Source organism: Rhizobium sp. 2YAF20 (assembly GCF_052114685.1).
Lineage (GTDB): Bacteria > Pseudomonadota > Alphaproteobacteria > Rhizobiales > Rhizobiaceae > Rhizobium.
Window position 1 is genome coordinate 256,915 of sequence record NZ_JBFRFF010000001.1, and the last position, 19,814, is coordinate 276,728.

The 19,814-nt window shown below is 61.3% G+C and carries 18 protein-coding genes; 6 read left to right on the forward strand and 12 right to left on the reverse strand.

Translation table 11 applies throughout. From position 1 onward, the window contains the following. Nucleotides 1-51 precede the first annotated feature (51 nt). The 3 genes from AB4Z52_RS01230 to AB4Z52_RS01240 form a co-directional block, all read right to left on the reverse strand. Nucleotides 52-558: a MarR family winged helix-turn-helix transcriptional regulator gene (locus AB4Z52_RS01230; RefSeq protein ID WP_442216075.1), complete on the reverse strand. Its 507-nt coding sequence runs from the start codon at nucleotides 556-558 to the stop codon at nucleotides 52-54. Between the two features lie 28 nt (nucleotides 559-586). Beyond that, nucleotides 587-2,176, reverse strand: coding sequence for a phytoene desaturase family protein (locus AB4Z52_RS01235; protein WP_442216076.1), 1,590 nt, complete (start codon nucleotides 2,174-2,176; stop codon nucleotides 587-589). Nucleotides 2,177-2,477: 301 nt separating this feature from the next. Further along, entirely contained in the window at nucleotides 2,478-3,263 is a 786-nt protein-coding gene (locus tag AB4Z52_RS01240) for a cyclase family protein (protein WP_442216077.1), read from the reverse strand. 340 nt (nucleotides 3,264-3,603) lie between these two features. On the opposite strand from AB4Z52_RS01240, the gene AB4Z52_RS01245 reads away from it, so the two are divergent. Both AB4Z52_RS01245 and AB4Z52_RS01250 read left to right on the forward strand, forming a co-directional pair. Next, nucleotides 3,604-5,172 (forward strand): phytoene desaturase family protein, encoded by a 1,569-nt coding sequence (locus AB4Z52_RS01245; RefSeq protein ID WP_442216078.1) that lies wholly within the window; start codon nucleotides 3,604-3,606, stop codon nucleotides 5,170-5,172. A gap of 108 nt (nucleotides 5,173-5,280) precedes the next feature. Next, on the forward strand, nucleotides 5,281-5,790 hold the full coding sequence (locus tag AB4Z52_RS01250) for a MarR family winged helix-turn-helix transcriptional regulator (protein ID WP_442216079.1): 510 nt from the start codon (nucleotides 5,281-5,283) through the stop codon (nucleotides 5,788-5,790). On the opposite strand, the gene AB4Z52_RS01255 is transcribed toward AB4Z52_RS01250, so the two are convergent. From AB4Z52_RS01255 to AB4Z52_RS01275, 5 genes are all read right to left on the reverse strand, one after another. Next, nucleotides 5,769-6,533: an adenylate/guanylate cyclase domain-containing protein gene (locus tag AB4Z52_RS01255; RefSeq protein ID WP_442216080.1), complete on the reverse strand. Its 765-nt coding sequence runs from the start codon at nucleotides 6,531-6,533 to the stop codon at nucleotides 5,769-5,771. The two genes, AB4Z52_RS01250 and AB4Z52_RS01255, sit on opposite strands and share 22 nt — an antisense overlap. Before the next feature lie 241 nt (nucleotides 6,534-6,774). Beyond that, entirely contained in the window at nucleotides 6,775-7,449 is a 675-nt protein-coding gene (locus AB4Z52_RS01260; RefSeq protein ID WP_442216081.1) for an amino acid ABC transporter permease, read from the reverse strand. Nucleotides 7,450-7,634: 185 nt separating this feature from the next. Further along, a complete protein-coding gene (locus tag AB4Z52_RS01265; RefSeq protein WP_442216082.1) occupies nucleotides 7,635-8,432 on the reverse strand; it encodes an ABC transporter substrate-binding protein in 798 nt (265 codons plus the stop codon). Nucleotides 8,433-8,528: 96 nt separating this feature from the next. Then, a complete protein-coding gene (locus tag AB4Z52_RS01270; protein ID WP_442216083.1) occupies nucleotides 8,529-9,734 on the reverse strand; it encodes a pyridoxal phosphate-dependent aminotransferase in 1,206 nt (401 codons plus the stop codon). Nucleotides 9,735-9,940: 206 nt separating this feature from the next. After that, nucleotides 9,941-10,705 carry an HpcH/HpaI aldolase family protein gene (locus AB4Z52_RS01275; RefSeq protein WP_442216084.1) on the reverse strand — a complete coding sequence of 255 codons (765 nt, stop codon included), beginning with the start codon at nucleotides 10,703-10,705 and terminating at the stop codon, nucleotides 9,941-9,943. Between the two features lie 134 nt (nucleotides 10,706-10,839). Here AB4Z52_RS01275 and AB4Z52_RS01280 point away from each other — a divergent pair, with 134 nt between their 5' ends. Then, nucleotides 10,840-11,931, forward strand: coding sequence for an LLM class flavin-dependent oxidoreductase (locus tag AB4Z52_RS01280; RefSeq protein WP_442216085.1), 1,092 nt, complete (start codon nucleotides 10,840-10,842; stop codon nucleotides 11,929-11,931). 314 nt (nucleotides 11,932-12,245) lie between these two features. On the opposite strand, the gene AB4Z52_RS01285 is transcribed toward AB4Z52_RS01280, so the two are convergent. The 3 genes from AB4Z52_RS01285 to AB4Z52_RS01295 form a co-directional block, all read right to left on the reverse strand. Continuing rightward, complete coding sequence (locus tag AB4Z52_RS01285; protein ID WP_442216086.1) at nucleotides 12,246-13,526, reverse strand: cysteine desulfurase-like protein; 1,281 nt, start codon at nucleotides 13,524-13,526, stop codon at nucleotides 12,246-12,248. Between the two features lie 413 nt (nucleotides 13,527-13,939). Then, nucleotides 13,940-14,656, reverse strand: a complete 717-nt coding sequence (locus tag AB4Z52_RS01290) for a GntR family transcriptional regulator (protein WP_442216087.1) — start codon at nucleotides 14,654-14,656, stop codon at nucleotides 13,940-13,942. A gap of 74 nt (nucleotides 14,657-14,730) precedes the next feature. Continuing rightward, the gene (locus AB4Z52_RS01295; RefSeq protein ID WP_442216088.1) at nucleotides 14,731-15,699 is read right to left on the reverse strand and encodes a DMT family transporter; all 969 of its coding nucleotides are present in this window, start codon (nucleotides 15,697-15,699) and stop codon (nucleotides 14,731-14,733) included. Nucleotides 15,700-15,811: 112 nt separating this feature from the next. Here AB4Z52_RS01295 and AB4Z52_RS01300 point away from each other — a divergent pair, with 112 nt between their 5' ends. After that, nucleotides 15,812-16,579 carry an AraC family transcriptional regulator gene (locus AB4Z52_RS01300; RefSeq protein ID WP_442216089.1) on the forward strand — a complete coding sequence of 256 codons (768 nt, stop codon included), beginning with the start codon at nucleotides 15,812-15,814 and terminating at the stop codon, nucleotides 16,577-16,579. Nucleotides 16,580-16,640: 61 nt separating this feature from the next. Here the strand turns inward: AB4Z52_RS01300 and AB4Z52_RS01305 are convergent, their stop codons facing one another. Next, complete coding sequence (locus AB4Z52_RS01305; RefSeq protein ID WP_442216090.1) at nucleotides 16,641-17,552, reverse strand: LysR substrate-binding domain-containing protein; 912 nt, start codon at nucleotides 17,550-17,552, stop codon at nucleotides 16,641-16,643. Nucleotides 17,553-17,718: 166 nt separating this feature from the next. Here AB4Z52_RS01305 and AB4Z52_RS01310 point away from each other — a divergent pair, with 166 nt between their 5' ends. Next, nucleotides 17,719-18,546 (forward strand): alpha/beta hydrolase fold domain-containing protein, encoded by an 828-nt coding sequence (locus AB4Z52_RS01310; RefSeq protein ID WP_442216091.1) that lies wholly within the window; start codon nucleotides 17,719-17,721, stop codon nucleotides 18,544-18,546. A 48-nt stretch (nucleotides 18,547-18,594) separates the two neighbouring features. Beyond that, nucleotides 18,595-19,782, forward strand: coding sequence for an efflux RND transporter periplasmic adaptor subunit (locus AB4Z52_RS01315; RefSeq protein ID WP_442216092.1), 1,188 nt, complete (start codon nucleotides 18,595-18,597; stop codon nucleotides 19,780-19,782). Nucleotides 19,783-19,814 lie beyond the last annotated feature (32 nt).

The following is a 19,814-nucleotide window of genomic DNA, read 5'->3' on the forward strand; positions in this document are numbered from 1 at the left end:
CCACCTGCAGCTACGCTGCGACCCCCCCTCATTAAGGGGGAGGTGGTCCCCTCAAATCTCATGCTTCCTGATGTTATTCAGCACCTTGTGCAGGGTCGAGATGAAGGCGCGATATTCGGCTTCTTCGACGCCGTCGAACATCTGGAGCAGCAGGTCGTACATGGTTGGCCACACTTTTTCGAATGCGGTGCGGCCTTCCTCGGTAATCGAGACGTCGCGGATGCGCATGTCTTCGGGCCGCGGCTGGCGGCGGATATAACCCTGAGATTCCAGCCCATCCAGCGTGCGGCTCATTGTCGACTGTTCGGTGACGGCGAAGATCGACAGCTCGTTGATGGTGACCGACGATGAGACGCTGAGCACGGCCAGCGCCCGCATCTTGGCGGTCGAGATGTCGAGCTCCCGGAGCTCTTCTGCCATATTGGCATTCCAGCGCGCCATCAGCCGGTTCATGAGGTAGGGGGCGAAATGGTTGAGGCCGATTTCGCCCATGGTCGGGCGCGCGTCGTAGCCGTCGTCCTTTCGCCTCAGCACTCTGCCTGAAAACCGTTCCTCCATGAAAGATGCGTCTCCTAGGGTTTATCTGTTATTTCAGCGAGGATGCGAGAAGAAAGCCCGAGCCGCCGCCAAGTCCGGGGCCGGGATGCGTGGATGCGCCAATGTGATAGAGGCCCTCGATGTGGGTGCGGTGGTTAACAGAAGACTTGAAGGGCCGCCAGAGGAAAAACTGGTCCAATCCACAGTGTCCGCCATAGGGATCGCCGCCGACGAGGTTCATGTTCATTGCCTCGAGATCGGCGGGCGAATAGGCTTTGCGGGCAAGCTTTATCCCGCCAAAATTCTCGATGTGGCGGGCGAGCATCGCTTCGACACGATCGGCATAGCGCTCGCGCACGGCTTCGCTCCAGTGCCCGTCGGCTGGGGTTTCGATCTCGCCGGCCGCATCGCTCTTGAGGTGGCGAGGGGCTTCGGGGAGTTGCAGCCAGAGGATCGATTTCCCCTCCGGCGCGCGGCTCGGATCGAAGGAGACCGGCTGGCCGACGCAGACGGTAGGCTCGGCCGGCAGGAGGCCGCGCTCGCATTCGTTGCTGGCGCGGGAGACGCCGTCGAGGCCCGGGCTCAGGTGCAGCAAAGCCACCTTTGAAAGCTCGGGATTGGCCTTCCATCGCGGCGGTTCCGAGAGAGCATAGTGGATCTGCATGTTGCCCTTGCCGTAGCGATATTGGGCGACGCTCTCCTTGATCGGGGCGGGCAACGGCTGTTGCCAATGGCTCAGCAGCCGTTCGTAAAGCTGGTTGGGCGTCGTCGAGCAGATGACACCAGCGGTGGCGTTCAGCGTCTCGCCGTCGGCGAGCCTAACGCCGCTTGCGCGATTGCCGGACCCGCTGACAACCTTTTCGACATCGGCGCCGGTGCGGATTTCGCCGCCCTGGTGGTTGATCAGCCGTTCGAAGGCGGCGAGCAATGACGATGCGCCGCCCTTGGCGACCGGGCAGCCGGCAAGCTCGATGGCAAAGCCGATGACCTTCAGCATTTCAGCGGAATAGGCGGCCTCCGGGCCAAGCCCGCAATGCAGCACCCAGGGTGCCCAGAGGGCGTGCAGATCCTCGGACCTGTAGGTGGTCTCGAGGTAGCCGCGCGCAGGAACCAGCGCCTCGCCGAACCAGCCTGCAAGCCCGCGCAGGCCGCGGCCCCAGCCTTGCCGCGCGACCGTCTTTAGCGTGCTGCCGGACCAGAGCGCGCCGCCGAGCAGCGAAAATAGAAATGGCGCGTCGGCGCCGAGCTTGTCCATTTCGCGCGAAAATGCCTGGCCGTCGCCAGATGATAGCGCGTCGAACGTCGCAATATTGCGCTGACGATCCTTGGAGAAGATGACGTTAGAGCCGTCGGGGCGAAGCACGCCTGTCGGCAGGTCGGCATGGGCAAATTCGAGGCCGCGGGCTTCGAGATCCTTGCCGAGCGCGGCATAGGCCGGCGAGGTCAGGAACAGGACCATCGTCGTCGCCATGACGTCATGGAGAAAACCCGGCTCTGTGATCTCCTCGGTGCGCAGGCAGCCGCCGATGCGGTCGTTGCGCTCGAGAATAAGCACCTTCCGACCCTTCTTGCCGAGCATTGCGGCTGCGACCAGCGCGTTGATGCCGCTGCCGACGATGATGTAGTCGTGGTCGCTCATGCGGGGCTCCGAAATCGATCGATGAGGTAGCTATTGTGGCAAAGCCACCGAGCTTCGCCTGAAACTGTGGCCGGGACGCTTGAGCCATCATCCTGAGGTGCAATTCGAAGAATTGCCTCGAAGGGCGAGGGCGCTTGCGCCGATGTCTGCGGTCTTGCGAAGGCAACCGGCCTCGAAGCCAGCCCTCGTGGTTCGAGACGGTCCTTCCGGCCTCCTCACCATGAGGGCTGGAGCGTGCCACTGCCGATCCGCCTACGAAATGCAACTACACTGCTCCCGCCGGGAGAAGCGGAAACCCATCTTACTTCGCAACCAGTGCCAATGCGCGGACCGGCGAGCCGGTGCCGTCGACGAATTTCAGCGGGGCGGCGATCAGGACTGCACCCTTGGCAGGAAGCTGGTCGAGCTGGCAGAGGCTGGCGAGACCGTAGCGGTTGTTCTTGTGCATCAGGTTGTGTGCCGGGAAGGGCGGGTTCATGCCGCCGGCGGAGCCTGCGTCGGTGCCGATGGTCTCCGAGCCCCAGCCGATGATGTTCTTGGTCAGCAGATATTCGATCGCCTCGGCTGTTGGCCCCGGGGAGTGCGGGCCGTTCTCGTCGGCATTGAGGAAGGCTTCGGTCGAGCCGTTGCGCTTGTACCAGTCGGTGCGCAGGACGACCCAGCTTCCAGCTTCGATCTCGCCGTATTCGGCTTCCCATTCCTTGATGCTGTCGACGGTCAGGAGATAGTCCGGATTGGCGGCGGCCTCCTTCGAGCGGTCGATGACGTTGACCGGGGCCACGAAGTTCTGCGGCGGGATCTTGTCGGTCGTATTGTTGGGGTTGTCCTTGCCGGTGATCCAGTGGCAAGGCGCGTCGAAATGCGTGCCTGTATGCTCGCCAAGTTCCAGCCAGTTCCAGGCCCAGAACGGACCGTCTTCGTTATAATGCGAAATGGGGTGAACCTTGACCTTCGGCGTGTTCTTGCCGAACTGCGGCGGCAGATACAGCACCGGCGTATCGGGGCCGAGCGGCGCCGTCAGATCGACGACTTTGATCGAGCCCGAAATGAGGGCCGTGGCAAGGCTGGCGAGAGTGTTGGAAGTCATGACGATGTTCCCCTTGACGAAAAGCCAGCGCCCCCGGATGAGGCATCTGCTGCCTGTTATTGATCCGTGCGCCGCGGCTGGATGACGCAAAGCCTATGTCACAACATATGATATTGCAAGCATTTGCGACGCGCTGTGCGCTGCCTTCTCCGGCCCTCGGCTCCACACATTCCAGCGCGCAAATTTTCCCGCAGAAGAAGGCTTTTCGCGGTGCACTGCCTTCGAAACGTGAAGCCCGTCGAGCATTGTCGCAGGGATTTTTGTGTCTGCACCCTTGAAGGCTTCCGTTCAAGATGTATGCATGTGCGAATAAAAATAATGAAAGAGAAGGGGTCGGACGATGAGCTACGATGCTGTGGTGGTGGGTGCGGGTCATAATGGCCTTGCCGCGGCGGTTCATCTGGCTGCCAAGGGCTGGAAAATCGCCGTGATCGAGGGCAATTCCGAGCCCGGCGGGGCGGTCAGGACCCGCGAGGTCACGCTGCCCGGCTTCCGCCACGACCTTTGCGCCATGAACCTCTCGATGTTTGCAGGCTCCGCCTTCTTCGCAGCCTACCGACAGGAGCTGATTGCCAACGGACTTGGCTTTGCGCCTGCGAGCGATTGCTTTGCCAGCGTGTTTCGCGACGGCACCTACCTTGGCGTCAGCACCGACCTTGAAAAGACCGTGGCAGGGATCGAAGCTCTTTCGCCTGAGGACGCCGCCGCTTGGCGGGCAATGCTTACCCAATTCGGCTCCGATGCGCCGCATATCTTCGGCCTGCTCGGCGCGCCGATGCCGTCCTTTGCTGCAGCGAAAGTGCTTTGGAAGGCCTGGCGGCAGAAAGGGACCTCCTGGCTTTATGATACCGCCCGGCTGCTGTTTGCCTCGCCGCGCGACTTTCTCGACGCGCGGTTTGGCAATGCCAAGCTCAAGGCGATGATGGGCGCCTGGGGGCTCCATCTCGATTTCGCGCCCGATATTGCCGGCGGCGCGCTGTTTCCCTATCTCGAATCCATGGCTAACCAGGCCTTCGGCATGGTCATCGGCCAAGGGGGCGCCGATACGATCGTCAAGGCAATGACCGGCGTGCTGAAGGACAAGGGCGGCGAGCTTCTGCTCGGGACAGCGGTCGACAAGATCGTGACATCGGGCGGCAAGGCGACCGGCATTGTCCTTGCCGATGGCCGCTATATCGAGGCGTCGCGCGCGGTGATCGCCAACGTCAATCCGAAGAACCTGTTCGGCAAGATGCTTGCGCCCGATCCGGGGCGCCGGGATTTCGACCGCAAGATCAGTGGCTTCCGCGCGGGTCCGGGCACGATGATGATCCATCTGGCGCTGAGTGGTTTGCCGGATTGGACGGCGGGCGAGGCGCTGAAGACGTTCGCCTATGTCCATATCGCGCCCGATTTCGAAATGATGTCAAAGGTCTATGCCGAGGCGGCGGGCGGCCTCCTGCCGGTGGAGCCGGCATTGGTGATCGGCCAGCCGACCGCGATCGATCCGTCGCGCGCGCCTGAGGGAAAGCATGTGCTCTGGGTGCAGGTGCGGGTGCTTCCTGCCGAATTTCGCGGCGACGCCGCAGGCGAGATTACGGCCGGCAACTGGAACGACGCCAAGGAGGCCTATGCCGATCGCGTCCTCGACATCATCGAGCGATATGCGCCTGGTTTGCGCGGCAGGATACTTGGCCGCTCCGTGTTCTCGCCGGTCGATCTGGAGAAGGAAAACCCGAACCTCATCGGCGGCGACAATCTTTCCGGCAGCCATCACCTGGACCAGAATTTCCTGTTTCGCCCCGTCGCCGGATATTCGCGCTACAAAACGCCCGTGGGGTCGCTCTACATCTGCGGCGCCTCGACCTGGCCGGGAGCCGGAACCGGCGCCGGGTCCGGATTTATGCTCGCCAAGATGCTTGCTAGCTGAGCCAATCCACTACCGTCGCGAGCCCGCCAGCGCGAAACCTTTGACATTTCAAATATTGCTTCGTAGACCATGGAGATGGGTTAGCGATGCAGGATTTGAGCAGGGAACATGGCCGAGGCGGATAGCGAAACTGTCGATCTGGAAATCATCGTCCAGGGCGCGCAGGAAGGCAAGAAGCAGGAGCTCAGGCTCTGGCTGCGGATGCTTTCGACCACGAAGCTGGTATCGCAGGAAGTCCGCCGGCGGCTGCGCGCCGAGTTTGGCGCCACGCTGCCGCAATTCGACCTGATGGCGCAGCTCTATCGCGAGCGCGATGGCCTGAGGCTCGGCGAACTCTCCAAGCGCACGATGGTGACCAACGGCAATATTACCGGCCTGGTCGAGCGGCTTGAAGTCGACGGCATGGTGCGCCGGGAAACTCCGGATGGCGACCGCCGCGTCACGGTCGCCAAGCTGACGCCCAAGGGCGAAAAACTCTTCGGCGCCATGGCCGCCGCCCACGAAGGCTGGCTGCGCGACATGATGGCGGACGTCAAGCCGGCCATCATCGCCGAACTCTGGAACGACATCGGCGAGGTCAAGGCCTCGGTCAGCAATCATTTGTCCGGGGTTGATTGAGAGGCTGGCTGAATGATCAGATCTTCAGTGGTGCCGTCGGAGACGTAGTCCTCCTTCGGATCGCCGCTCAGGTTGGTGAATGGCAGGATCGCGACCGACGTCCGCAGCGGCGCTAAGGGCTTGCGCCAATCGAACTGCAATGCAACGGTTGCGAGCAGGGCAATCAGCAGCGCTGCAATTCCGATCGCCGGCAGGATCACGGTGCAGGCGCTCGGCCGATGCGACGATCCAGTCACCTCTCCCGCTATGCTGGAATCGAGCAGAATGCGGTAAACGCGAACGGAATCGGCAATGTTCTTAAGCCGCTTCTTGCCAAGGCTTATGAACCCCACATCAGCCTTGTGAACGACGTGATCGAAGGCGGATCCCGATATGCAAATGCCGCCAGGCTCAGCCAAACCCTCCAGCCGCGCGGCGACGTTGACGCCGTCACCGTAAAGATCGTCGTCCTCGACGAGAACGTCGCCTAGATTTAAACCAATGCGGAAGCGAATTTTCCGCGCTTCCGGGGCGGCAGGATCGTGCTCTGCCATCCTCCGTTGGATCGCTGCGGCGCACTGGACTGCATCGACCACGCTGGCAAACTCGACCAGAGCGCCGTCTCCCATGAGTTTGATGAGGCGGCCCCGAAACTCCGCCACCGCGGGGTCGAACAGCTCGTGACGACAGATCTTTAGCCGCTCCGGCGTGCCGACCTCCTCCTTCCTCATGAGGCTGCTGTAGCCGACTACGTCGGCGGCCAAGATCGCGGTAAGAGCCGTCGCTCCGTTTATGTGCCTCGCGCGTTCGACGCTGGCTCAGGCAAGTTTGCCAAAAGGCGCATCCGACGGACATTCCGGAAACCGGAATGTGTCCAGCCGGCACACCATCCGGCAGCCTACGAGTTCAGCTGCGCGGTGTTTGGTGGCAGTGTTAGCGCCAGCCGGCTGATTAACTGCACTGAGGCGAAGGACCGCTCCTGGAAACTCTGCTCACCACTCACGCTCAATGGGCCTTCTCGTTCTTGAACCGCTTCTCCAGCATGCTGACCAGCCGGACCATCGGCCAGAGCAGGATGATATATACCAGGGCCGCGCCAATCAGCGGGGAGGGGTTGGCGTAGAGGGCCTGGGCGTCCTGAGCTTCTTTTAGCAGTTCGGGAAGCGCTACGGTCGAGGCGAGCGAGGTGTCCTTGAACATCGAGACGCAGTTGCTGGTCATCGGTGGAATGACGATGCGGACGGCTTGCGGCAGGACGACCTTGTAAAGCGTGATCAGGAAGGGCAGGCCGAGGGCGGCAGCCGCCTCGAACTGGCCCTTGGCGACGCTCTCGATGCCCGAGCGGAAGACCTCGGCGGAATAGGCGGCCATGACGATCGAGAAGGCCATGACGGCCGATGTCCAGGAGGTCAGCCTGATGCCGACGAAAGGCAGGGCGTAATAGATCAAGATGAGGACCACCAGCACCGGCGTTGCGCGCAGGATGTCGATATAGGCGATGGAAATCAGCTGGAAGGGCCGTGGCGCGTAGAGCCTGACGAGGCTGATGACGAGGCCAAGGGGAACGCCGATGGCGATGCTCATCAGGCCAAGCAGCAGCGTGTTCCATAGGCCGCGCAGAAGCGCTGGAATGGACGACATCAAAACGTCGTAGTTGAAGAAGGTTTCGACGAGCGACATGGGCATTCCTAAAGCGTTTCCAGGAAAAGCGCGAAGCGGGGTTCCTGGGGAATTGCGTCAAAGCAAACAGTTAGAGCCATGAAGCGTTTCCAGGAAACGATGAATGGCCTGGCGGGTGCTATGAGCGGCGGTCCAGCATGCCGACTATCGGTCGGCATGCTGGCTTTGGGAAAGTGATCTTTTGATCACGCTTTGGGGATAGGCATCTCGGTGGCGGTGGAGGATGCGGCGGGTGCGTCGCTGCCGAACCACTTCTTGTGGATCGTCTGCATGGTGCCGTCCTTCTTCATGGCCGTGATCGCATCGTTGATCTTTCCAAGCAGCGGCGAATCCTTGGTCATCATCAGGCCGTATTGTTCGCCGGTCTTGATGCGGTCCGCGATGGCAAAACCCTTCATCTTGATGAAGAGATACTGCATTCCGGGTACGTCGCTGACGACGGCGTCGACGCGGCCGGCACCCAGGTCGAGGAACATATCCTGCTGCGAGTTGTAGCCCTTGATGTCGGCAAAGCCGTCGGCGGCCTTGTTGTCCTTGACCCACTTTTCGCCGGTCGAGCCGGAGAGCACGCCGATGATCTTGCCCTTGAGGTCGGCCACGCCCTTGACGGTGCTGCCGTCCTTGGTGGCGACGCCCATGTCGCTGTCGTAATAGGGCTGGGTGAAGGATTGCGACTTCAGGCGTTCAGGTGTGATGGTGATCGAGGAGATCGCCACGTCGATGCGCTTGGAGCTGGTGCCGGCGAAGAGCGCCTGGAAGCCGTAATCGGCGATTGCCGTGGTCATGCCGGCGCGCTTGGCAGCTTCATTGACGACGTCAACTTCGAAGCCTTCGAAAGAACCGCTGTCGGTCTTGTATTCGAACGGCGGGTTGTTGGGGTAGGAGCCGACATTCAGCGTGTCGGCGGCATATGCGAAGGAAGTTCCGCCGGCAATGCCGACAGCGGCCGCAAGGACCAACAGGTTACGACGCGTTAGGCTCATTTTCTTTATCTCCCTCTGGTTATGATTCATTTTGGCTATGACCCGGGGCGCCCTTGGCCCACGGAGTATCGTCGGTCTGCCCGTCAAGGCCGGCCGTCATTTCATTGCGTCGACCATGCGGTCGAGCGCCGTGCGTATCTGTTCGATATCGCGGAAGATACACATGCGCAGAAAAGCGCGCGAACTGTCGCCGAAGAGATAGCCGGGTGCCAGGCCAACGCGGGCGCTCTCGAGAATGCGGGCGCAGGCGGCGCGGGCATCTGGCTCGCCTTCGAGCGCAAAGAACGCATACATGCCGCCGCGAGGCTTGTCCGGTAGGATGATGCCGGGGATCTCGGGCAGCCTTTCATAGGCAAGATCGAGACCTACCTTGATCTTGCCGCGGATCTCCTCGACCAGCGGTTCGCCATCGCGGATCGCCGCCAGGGCGCCGGCCTGGATGATGCCTGCCGTTCCGCTGTTGATATATTGGGTCATCGCCGCCAGCTGATCGGCAACGCCTGACGGATGCGTCAGCCAGCCGATGCGCCAGCCGGTCATCGCCCAGGCCTTGGAGAAACTGTTGATTGAAATCACCCGGTCGCCATCCTCGGCGATCTGCAGGATCGACGGCGCGACGCGCCCGTCGAAATAGAGCCTGCCATAGACCTCGTCGGAAATGATCCAGATGCCCGTGCGGCGGCTGAAATCGAGCAGCGCCTGCATTTCCTCACGCGAAGCCGTCCAACCGGTCGGATTCGATGGCGTCGACAGGAAGATGGCGCGGGTGCGGGCGTCGCAGCGGGCGAAAATCTTGTCGAGGTCGAGCCGCCAGTCGGTGTCGAAATCGAGCGAAACCGGTCGCGGCTCGCCGCCGATCAGGTGGATAGCGTTGTGAATGTTGGGCCATTGCGGCGCGACATAGACGATGTTGCTACCGAGATCGACCAGCAGCTCGAGCGCGATATAAAGCGCCTGCATGCCGCCGGGCGCCACGGTCGTACGCGCGATCGGTATGTGGCGCTCGTGGAGCCTGGACTGATAATCCGACAGCGCTTCGTTCAGCGCACCGAGCCCGCGCATATTGGGGATATAGAATGTCGAGCCTTCGTCGAGCGCCCGCTTGGCGGCATCGCGGATGAAGGGGGGCGTCACCATATCGCCTTCGCCATACCAGAGCGGAATGACGTCGCCGAGTTCTTTCGCCCGCATCGCCAGCTCGGCAATATTCTCCGTGTAAAGGTCGCGTATCTGCGCGCGGATGCCATCGAAGGCATGGCGATCTGATGCTACAGGCGGGGTTTGCTGTGGTCTAAAAGACAATGAACTTTCCTTGAAGGCTTTATCCGAAAGCGCCGATCCGTTGCGGTCGCAGCGTCGGGATCGCTCCTTATGCTGGGATCGTTATCCAAAACGGCGGGCATTTCAAGGAAAAAATTTGAAGCTTAAATAGTCTCTGTTTTTTGCATGTTTCCCACGTCTTTATTTTCGCCGTAAAATATTGAAAGTGTTATATAATATACGATTGTTTATTTTGTCGCCTTTGCGCGTGCATCGGCTGTTTTTTCCGCAACCGCAGCCCCTAAAAACATAGTGTCGCTGGCAAGCAGGAAGAAGCTGATGCCCGTTGCCGACCACTGGGCGATGTCATCCGTCGATGGCCGGAAAATTCCGACGCTGCGTCCCGCGACGAGGGCTGTTGTCGTGATGGTGCGGATGGCGTCGTCGAGCCTGCTTTTGCCCTGCGGTCCAAGCGCGCCGATCGAGACGGAGAGGTCGCCGGGGCCGACGAAAATGACGTCGACGCCATCGACGGCTGCGATCTCGGCGATGTTGGCAAGACCTTCCGCGGTCTCGACCTGGATGGCGAGAACCAGTTCGTCGTTGGCCTTCGAAAGATAGTCCGGGATGCGATAACCGTAGCCGGCAGCCCGGCCCGGGCCGACGCCGCGCTCGCCGATGGGCGGGTATCGCGTCGCCATGACGACGGCTTTCGCCTGTTCTGCCGTTGAAACGCGCGGCACCAGCACCCCTGAGGCACCGGCATCCAGCACGGCGGCGATCTGCTCCGGCGCATGGCCGGGAACCCGGACGATGGCCGGTACGCGATGGATGTCTGCAGCGCGGATAAGGTCTTCGATCCGTTCGCGGCCGATCTGCGAATGTTCCCAGTCGATGCATAGAAAATCGGGGCCAGCCTGGGCCACGACCTCTATCGCCACCGGATGGGGGATGGCCGCAAATGTGCCGATCAGCGGCTGGCGTTCGATGCAGCTTTTGCGGAAGGTGGCCATTGAAATCCTCGGATCGCAGCGTTTCGTTGGTGATTGATAGATCGAAACGCAATTGCTGCGAAGGTGCAATCTATTTTAGACTTGAAATATTATGCCGTCGCCTTAGCGTGATTGCGACAGGTGAGGAGAACGACATGATCAAGGCGCATCCGCTCAAGGGTCCGAACAGGCTGAAGCTCGGTGTTTTTTCGACCAATGCCGATGGCGGACTGGCAATCACCGACGTGCCAGAGCGCTGGACGGCGAGCTGGGAGGATAACCTCACCGCGGCTCAGATCGCCGACCATGCCGGGCTCGAATTCCTCCTGCCGATCGCACGCTGGCGTGGCTTTGGCGGGCGAAACCGGGTGCGCGAGTGGTCGTTCGAGACGTTCACCTGGGCGGCGGCGCTTGCCGCATCGACCGAGCAGATCGGCCTGTTCATGACGGTGCATGTGCCGCTCGTCCATCCGCTTTATGCGGCGAAATCGCTGGCGACCGTCGATCACGTCAGCGGCGGGCGAGCCGGTCTCAACATTGTCTGCGGCTGGAATCCCAAGGAATTCGGCATGTTCGGCACGCCGCTGGTCGAAAAGGGATACGACCAGGCCGCCGAGTGGCTGGAGATTGTCGAACGGGCCTATGGACCGGAACAGCCATTCGATTTCAACGGCAGCTACTACACGCTGAAAGACGCGGTCAGCCGGCCGGCCAGCCTGCAATCGCCACGACCCGTTACGATGAACGCGGCCTTTGGCGGACCAGGACGGGATTTCGCGGCGGCGAGCTGTGATTATCTTTTCACGACATTCTCGCAAATCGCCGATGCTGGAAAGCATGTCGCGGATATCCGCGAACGTGCCGAAAAGAACGGCCGCGATGTCGGCGTCTACACCGTCTGTCACGTCGTTTGCCGGGAAAGCCGCACCGAAGCCGAGGATTATTACCGGCGATACGCAGTCGACATGGCTGATCACGAGGCGGTCGACGCCCACATGGCCGGCAAGAAGGAGTTCTCGCAGTCCCATGATGGCGATGCCTATGACCGCTACCGTCAACGTTTCGCCGGTGGGGCGGGCAGCTATCCGCTGATCGGGACGCCCGAGAGCATCGCCGAGGAAATGATCGCCATCTCGGGGCAGGGCTGTGCGGGTATTGCGCTGTCCTTCGTCAATTATACGCAGGAGCTACCGTTCTTTTGCGACCGCGTGCTGCCGATCTTGAAGCGAGCGGGTTATCGGGCGTGAAGGGATGCGCAGATTAAGGGGTTATTTTCCGCAGAATTTGCGGTGAATAGCGTTTGAGGACTTCGGGACGTACGGTGCCAGCCGGCCCTCTCTGTCGGCGGGGCCGACATCTCCCCCGCAGGTGGGGAGAATAAGATGCCGCTCTATCCTTGCCCTTGCTAAGATTCGATGGGCTCTGTTTGACGCTGCGAGTGCGGCATCCTCCAAATCTCCCCACCTGTGGGGGAGATGTCACCGAAGGTTGACAGAGGGAGGCGGCTTGACGTGAACGTCGTGAGGTGCCGCCGCCCCACTCAATCCTATCTATGCCGGGCCTACCTGTGCCGCGCAATAATCTCGCCCAAAACCTTATCAAAACGCGCAGCTTCCTCGATCTTGTTGTAATGGACCATCGAGATGCGCAATGCGCCTTGTTCCATCGTCAGGCCAAGGCGCTTCATCAGGCGGGGGGCGAACATGTGGCCGTCGCGCAGGCCGATACGGGCCTTGCCCATTTCCTCCGCGATCTGCTGCGGCGTAATGCCGGGAATGTTGAAGCAGATGGTGGGGACGCGGCCGGCGACCTTTGCCTCGTCGGAAATGCCGTAGATGACGGCGCCGTGGCGCTTGAGGATCGACAGCAGTTCGCGGGAGAGCGTTGTCTCATATTCGCGGATGGCACCCATGGCGGCAACCAGCGCCTCGCGGCGGGAATGTTCGCCAGCGGCTAAGAAGCGGCGGCCGAGGGCTTCGAGATATTTGACGGCGGCGTTCATGCCCGCGACGTTTTCATAGGTGAAGGTGCCGACCTCGATCTTGTAGGGTGGGACGTCGGGAATGAAGTCTTCCTTGAAGGTCGGCAGCTTGACCAGCGCGTCGTAGCGGCCCCATAGGAAGCCCATATGCGGCGAAAAGTTCTTGTAGCCGGAGCAGACGAGATAGTCGCAGTTCCAGTCCCGAACATCGATCAAGCCGTGCGGCCCGTAGTGCACGCAGTCGAGGAACACTTCGCCGCCGGCGGCATGGGCCAGTTCGCCGACTGTCTTGACGTCGACAATGGTGCCGATCGAGTGGGCAGTCACGGTGCAGGCGACGAGGCGGGTGCGTTGGTTGAGCAAGGGCTTCAGGTCTTCGGTGTTAAGCGTGCCGTCCTCACGCATGCGCCACCAGACGATCTTGGCGCCATCGGCCTCCAGCGCCATCCATGTGGCGATATTGGCGTCGTGATCCATGTCGGTGACGATGATCTCGTTGCGCTCGCCCAGCATCTTGGCGATGCCGAGGCTGACGAGGCGGATGAACGAGGTGGCGTTCAACCCGAAGGAGATCTCTTCAGGACGATAGGCATTGACCAGCAGCCCGACGGTTTCGCGGGCTTCGTCAAGATTGCGGTCGACGCCCTGGCTATGCTGATATTTGGCCATGCGCTGGACATTGTAGTCGATCAGATGTGTTGCGACCGCATCGACAACCGCCTGGGGGACCTGCGCGCCGCCGGCATTGTCGAGGAAGACGAAGTCGCCCGCCTTCTGAATGGCTGGAAACATGCTGCGGATCTCATCGACCGGAAAACCGTTTTCGCCGGTAAATTTCTGTGTGGAAACGGAAACGGTCATGAAGGATCTCGCTTGACTGAATAGAGGCTCGTGATCATTTGATCACAAGATATTTGAAAGTTCAACTAAATTTATCGAGTGGTCACTGTATAGGCGTTTTTCCGATGGTGTTAGACGGGCAAGGGTGTCGGCATCGTCCCCTTCTCCCCACAAGCAGGGTCTTCGCAAAAGAGCGACTGGAACCGGGCTGAGACGTTCAGCCCTCACTCTGAGGTGCAATTCGAAGAATTGCCTCGAAGGCGAGGACGCTTGCGCCGATGTGCGCGGTTTTGCACAGGCAAGCGGCCTCGGGGCCAGTCCTCGTGGCTCGAGACGGCCCTCTGGCCTCCTCACCATGAGGGCTGGAGCACAAGCTACCGCCAATCCGCTTCCCGTGCGCAATTGCCCTGTCCTGAGGCAAGAAGAAGACCACGCTAAGACTTCACGCCACCCCTTGAACGCGGTTCCTCCTCCGTCGGACAATAGTCGCGCAATATCGCGTGGGTGTGGCGGATGTCGTCGATCACGCCGTCCCGGGCTCGCTTGAAGTCACCTGCCTTCAGCGCGTCGATGATTGCGAGATGCGGATCGGCCGGGTCGATCTCGCCGCTTCGCATCAAAGGCTCGACGGAGGCAGACAGCATGCGCATATAGGGGCCGAAGCGCAGCCAAAGGGTCTCGATTAACTGCAGCAGCACTTCCGAGCCGGAAGCTTTGTATATGGTGAAATGGAACTGCTGGTTCCTGGCCATCAGCCCGTAGATATTGCTGTTGCGGCCGATCGCGTGCTGCTCAGCGGCAATGGTTTCGAGCGTGGCAATATCCGTTGCGGTCAGGCGTGGGGCGCCGAGTTCGGCAGCCAGTCCCTCGACCGCGATCCGGGCGCGGCAGAGATCGTCCAGCCGCGCGACCGTCACCGTTGGAATGCGGGCCGAACCGTTCGAGGCGACTTCGAGCGCGTTTTCCGCTGCCAGTCGCCGCAGGGCTTCGCGCACCGGCATGTTGCTGGTGCCGAAGGTCTCGGCAAGCGAGGCGATGGTCAGCGTCTGCCCGGGATCGAAGCTTCCAGCCATCAGCGCGTTGCGCAGCTGCTGGTAGACACCCTCCTGGATCGTCGTTCTGCTAGACACGGGTTCCAGGGCAATGCGCACGCGCGGTTCCTTCTCGTCGATTTGAAATTAGTGACTATCCTAAAGCGAAGCCGCCGCCGGGGGAACTGTCTTGCTCACGGTTCCTCGATTTCCCACGCCCTTTGATCTGCGGATCGAAGTTGGACGTCGGTCGCGTTCTTCGGCCGGCGCAAACCGATGCCTACGCCTAGAAGGGCCAGCCCACCGCCGATCGCGTGATAGGCGTGCAATTGCTCGCCAAGGATCGCCCACGCCAGAACCGCGACAATCATCGGCACCAGATTGATGAACAGTGCAGTTCGCGCAGCACCTAGGCGGTGGATGCCCATCATCCAGTAAAGCGGCGCGATCAGCGATGTCGGAATTGCGGCATAGAGGACAAGCGGCAGGTTGGCTGCAGTGATCGGCGAGATCGGCCCCATCAACCAGATAGGCAGGAGCAGCAGCGTCGCAAAGCCGATTTGCCAGAAAAGCTGCTGCCACATGGAAAGCGGAATGGCCCAGCGCTTGAGAAGCACGCCATAAAGGGAATTCGCCGCGATCGCCACCAGCATCAGGCCATCGCCGACGTGAAATCCGCCGCTAAGCAAAGTCGCCGGCTGCCCGTGGGAGGTCAGATAGACGAGGCCGACGAGCGACACCGCTCCACCGCAAAGCCGCGCGACGGATAGTCGTTCTCCGACAAGGAGGCTCGCCAGAAACGCCGACATTAGCGGCATCAGCGCCAGCATCACGCCCATGTTCACCGCCGTGGTGGTCTTTGCCGCCTCATAGGCAAGGCTTTGGTAAATCACCATGCCGAGCGCGCCAAGGGCTGCCAGCTTCAGCCAATGACTGCTGAAGATGGCGCGGTTTTGCCATGCGCCCTTGCCGACGAAGGGGATCAGCAAGACGAAGGCGATCAGCCATCGGTATAAGGAAATCGAGCTTGGCGAGATGACGCCGAAGGCAGCTTCGGTAACGATGACATTGCCGGACCAGATCAGCACGGTCCAAAGCGGCGTGAATGCAGCGCCCGGTGTCGCTGGCGCTGCTGCGATGGGAACGGTTTTCGCGGTGCTCACTATTGGCGTCTCCGGAATGGCACGCGTGAAGGCGTCTATCGGTTCAGCTTTTAATCCTTGTCCGAATTATGGTATATAGCGAACTTCGGAAGGCCAATCGTGGAATGCTGCCATGTCGCTTCAACGCCCGCGCCTTGAGGGAGAGCCGCCGCGGCCCGTTTCGTTCAGAACGGAAAGCTATAAGGGTGGCACGTTTTTTCCGCCGACACGCCAAAGCTGGGGCGAGCTCAACTATTCGCTATCCGGCGTCGTCGAATTCGACATCGAGGGCGTTTGCTACCTTTCGCCACCGCATTATGCGATCTGGATGCCGCCGGATACGCTGCACGAGGCTTGGAACCAACACGATGTCCGCTACGTCACCGTCTATGTCGAGCGCGCCCTCTGCGCGGACCTGCCAGGAAGTCCGCAGACGCTGAGCATCAGTCCGTTGCTGAAGGCGATTCTGGCCGATTTCGCGGCGCGGGACATCCATCTGCCAGCAAGTGCCGAGGATCTGCGACTTGCCGATGTGCTGGTCGACCAGATCCGGCTGGCGCGGCGTTGCGAGAGCTATCTGCCTTTATCAGGTGATCCATTGCTCGAACCCGTCCTGAACGCCTTGCGGGCGGCGCCGGGCGACCGGCGATCCCTCGCGGAATGGGCGAGGGGAATGAAAACGACCGAGCGGACGCTTTCGCGGCGCTGCCAGGACCACCTCTGCATGTCCTTCAACGAATGGCGGCAAAGGCTGAAGCTCGTTGCGGCGCTTGCGCTGCTCGAAGCCGGGGTGCCGGTCAAGGACGTCAGCCAGCAGCTCGGCTACGGTAGCGCTTCGGCATTTATCGCGATGTTTCGGCGGCTGACGGGCACCAGTCCAACACAGATGCGGGGTGGGTAGTCGGTTTAGGATGTTTGCGTCGGGTCGTCCGTTAGCTTGGTGGGTGACCCCGGGCTCCGCCTCACATGGCTCCAACCTTCGACATCACCAGCAATTTGGCGAGCCAGTCGACGAAGACGCGGACCTTGTTGCTGAGGTGGCGGTTCGGGGGGTAGACGATGTGGAGGGGAAGGGGGCCGCGCTGCCAGTCCGGCAGGATGTGCACCAGCCTGCCCTCGGCGAGTGCGTCGCGGATCATGAATGACGGGGCCTGGACAATGCCAAGCCCTGTTATCGCGGCGGAGACGTAGCTCCGGCTGTCGTTGACGGACAGGATGTAGCGAGGGCTGATGTCGAAGGACTCGTTGCCGCGCCTGAACTCGAACGGAATGGTCTTGCCCGTCTGCGCCCTGAAATAGCTGACGGCGACGTGGCCGTTTTCCAGGTCTTCCGGCCGTTGCGGAATGCCGAACTTCTCGATGTAGAGCGGCGCGGCGCAGGTGACGAGCTGGACTTCAGCGACGCGTCTTGCGATCAGCGACTGGTCGCTCGGCATTCCGGCGCGCAGGGCGCAGTCGACATTTTCAGCGAGATAGTCGACCAGCCGATCGCCGACGCCGAGGTCGATATGGATGTCCGGGTAGCGCTCGTGGAAATCGCAAAGGGCCGGAATGACGATCGCGTCGGCAAAGGCGCCGGCCATCTCGACGCGCAGCCTGCCGCTCGGCAGGCTTTGCGAATTGCTAACACTGCCGTCGAGTTCCTCGATCTCCGAGAGGATCTGGACAGCACGTTCATAGTAGAGTGCGCCGTCGGTGGTCACCATCACGCGCCGGGTCGTCCGGTTCAACAGCTTGGTGTGGAGATGCAGCTCCAGCGATTGGATCAGCGTCGTCACGGTCGCCTTGGGCATTGACAGCGTCGTGGCGGCGCGCGTGAAATTGCCCGTTTCCACGACCCTGGCAAAGGCCCGCATGGCTGAAAGCTGGTCCATCCTCAATAATCCCCGGCACTTCAGAATCAAATGATTGTTCGTGATCTCGAATAGTCCGCTCGAATATAGGCCACTTATGCTGAAAACGGAATAACAATATATTCGGGTCAAGTGATGGATGCAGAAGGCGACGGCTGGACAGTTTCCATCGAACTGGAGTTGGTTGATGAGTGCGCCGTGGAAAGATGTGATGCTGGAAGACGTGGTTCAAGGACCACTCGCTGCCCGCATCTACCATGGCGAGGGTGATGACAAGGCGCCGCCGCTGGTTTTGTATCTACATGGCGGTGCGTTTCTCGACACGGCAGCGGCGATCAATCGCCCTGTCGCGGCGAGCCTGGCTGCAGCCGGCGCGATCGTGATCGCCGCCGACTACAGCAGCCCCAGCCAGAACGTTTTCCCGCAAGTGCTGGAATGCGCGTTCGGCCTGCTCTCCTGTCTCCAAAGCCGGCGCGCGCAGATAGGCGGAAAAAAGTCTCTGCTGTTTGTCGCCGGTGAAGAAGCCGGCGGAAATCTTGCCGCCGGTGTTGCCCTAAAGGCGCGTGACCAAATGCCGGGCGCGCTCGACGGGCAAATCCTGATCTCGCCGCTGCTCGATCCTTTCATGGGGACCAAGTCCTTTGGACGGGCAGAGGAGAGTGGCATGCGCGAGCGCTGGACGGAAGGCTGGAACCGCTACCTGGGATTTCTGGGTGGTGTCTGCCATCCCTATGCGGCGCCTCGATACTGTTCGCGGCTTTCGGGCCTCGCGCCGGCATTGTTGCTGACGGCCGAGGACGACCCGCTCCGCGACGAGAGCATGGAGTATGGAAGCCTGCTGAAGAAGGCGGGCGTCTCGGTTCACCAGCAGGTCCTCCCCGCGGGGACCGGCTGGCCGACCATCTACGGTGGGCAATCGAACGATAAACCCATTTGGCAAGAGCAAATCTGTCAAAGTTTCAAGGGGTTCGTTCAGGAAATGCGGGTTCCGCCCGTTTGTAAATTCAGACTGTAGGCATTTGAGGTTCCGGGTCCCAAGCCGGTGCTGAAAAGGAGAAATACGATGAAGTCCAACGATAAGCGCTGGGCCCTGTGGGGCGCCGGCATAGGCCTTGCCGCGTCCGTATCCGGCGCCGCACTCTATTTCGATCTTCCGCGCGGCGCATCGGCGAGCGAGCCGGCGAAGGCCGCCGCTGCTCCGGCGACCCCGGTCACGGTTGCAACGGTTCAGCCGAAGGATGTCACCAGCTGGCAGGAGTTTTCCGGCCGTCTCGAAGCGGTGGATCGCGTCCAGGTTCGTCCGCGCGTTGCCGGCGCCATCCAAGCGGTACATTTTCGTGAAGGGGCGCTGGTAAAGCAGGGCGACCTGCTGGTCACCATCGATCCGGCCACCTATGAGGCGGCGGTTGCCCAGTCGCAGGCCCAGGTGGCGGCGGCGGAATCGCGCGTCGATCTGACCAAGCTCGAACTCGATCGCGGCCGGCGCCTTTCCGACGGCAAGACGATCTCGCAGAGCGATCTGGATACCCGCGCCGGGGCCTATAACGAAGCCCAGGCCAATCTTCGTGCAGCGCAGGCCGCCTTGCAGACGGCTCAGCTGAACCTCGATTATACCCAGGTTCGCGCTCCGATATCGGGTCGCGTCGGCAAGGCCGAGGTGACCGCCGGCAATCTGGTCGCCGCCGGCTCCGCTTCGCCTGAGCTGACGACGCTGGTCTCGGTCGATCCGGTCTATGCAAGCTTCAGCGCAAGCGAGCAAGTCGTGACCCAGGCACTTTCTCAGCTTTCCCAAGGCGATGGCGTCGTTCCGCCGGTGGAGCAGATTCCAGTCCAGATCGGCACCGCGAACGATAGCGGCACACCGATCGTCGGCCGCCTGCAGCTGATCGATAACGAGGTCGATGCTGCAAGCGGCACGATCACCGTTCGCGCGGTCTTCGGCAATACCGGCGGACGGCTGATACCTGGCCAGTTCGTGCGGGTTCGCATGGGCCAGCCGAAGGCGGAAACCAAGGTGATGATCAGCGAGCGGGCGATCGGTACCGATCAGGACAAGAAGTTCGTCTTCGTCGTCGGGGCGGACAACAAGGTCGCCTATCGCGAGATCAAGCTTGGCGATCTCAACGACGGGCAGCGGATCGTCGAATCCGGACTTGCGAGCGGCGACCGCATCGTCACCAACGGCCTGCAGCGCGTGCGCCCCGGCGCATTGGTCGATCCGCAGCCGGAACAGAAAGTGGCCGCACAGTAGGCGACCTCGAGCCGGGGAGATCGCTTCCCGGC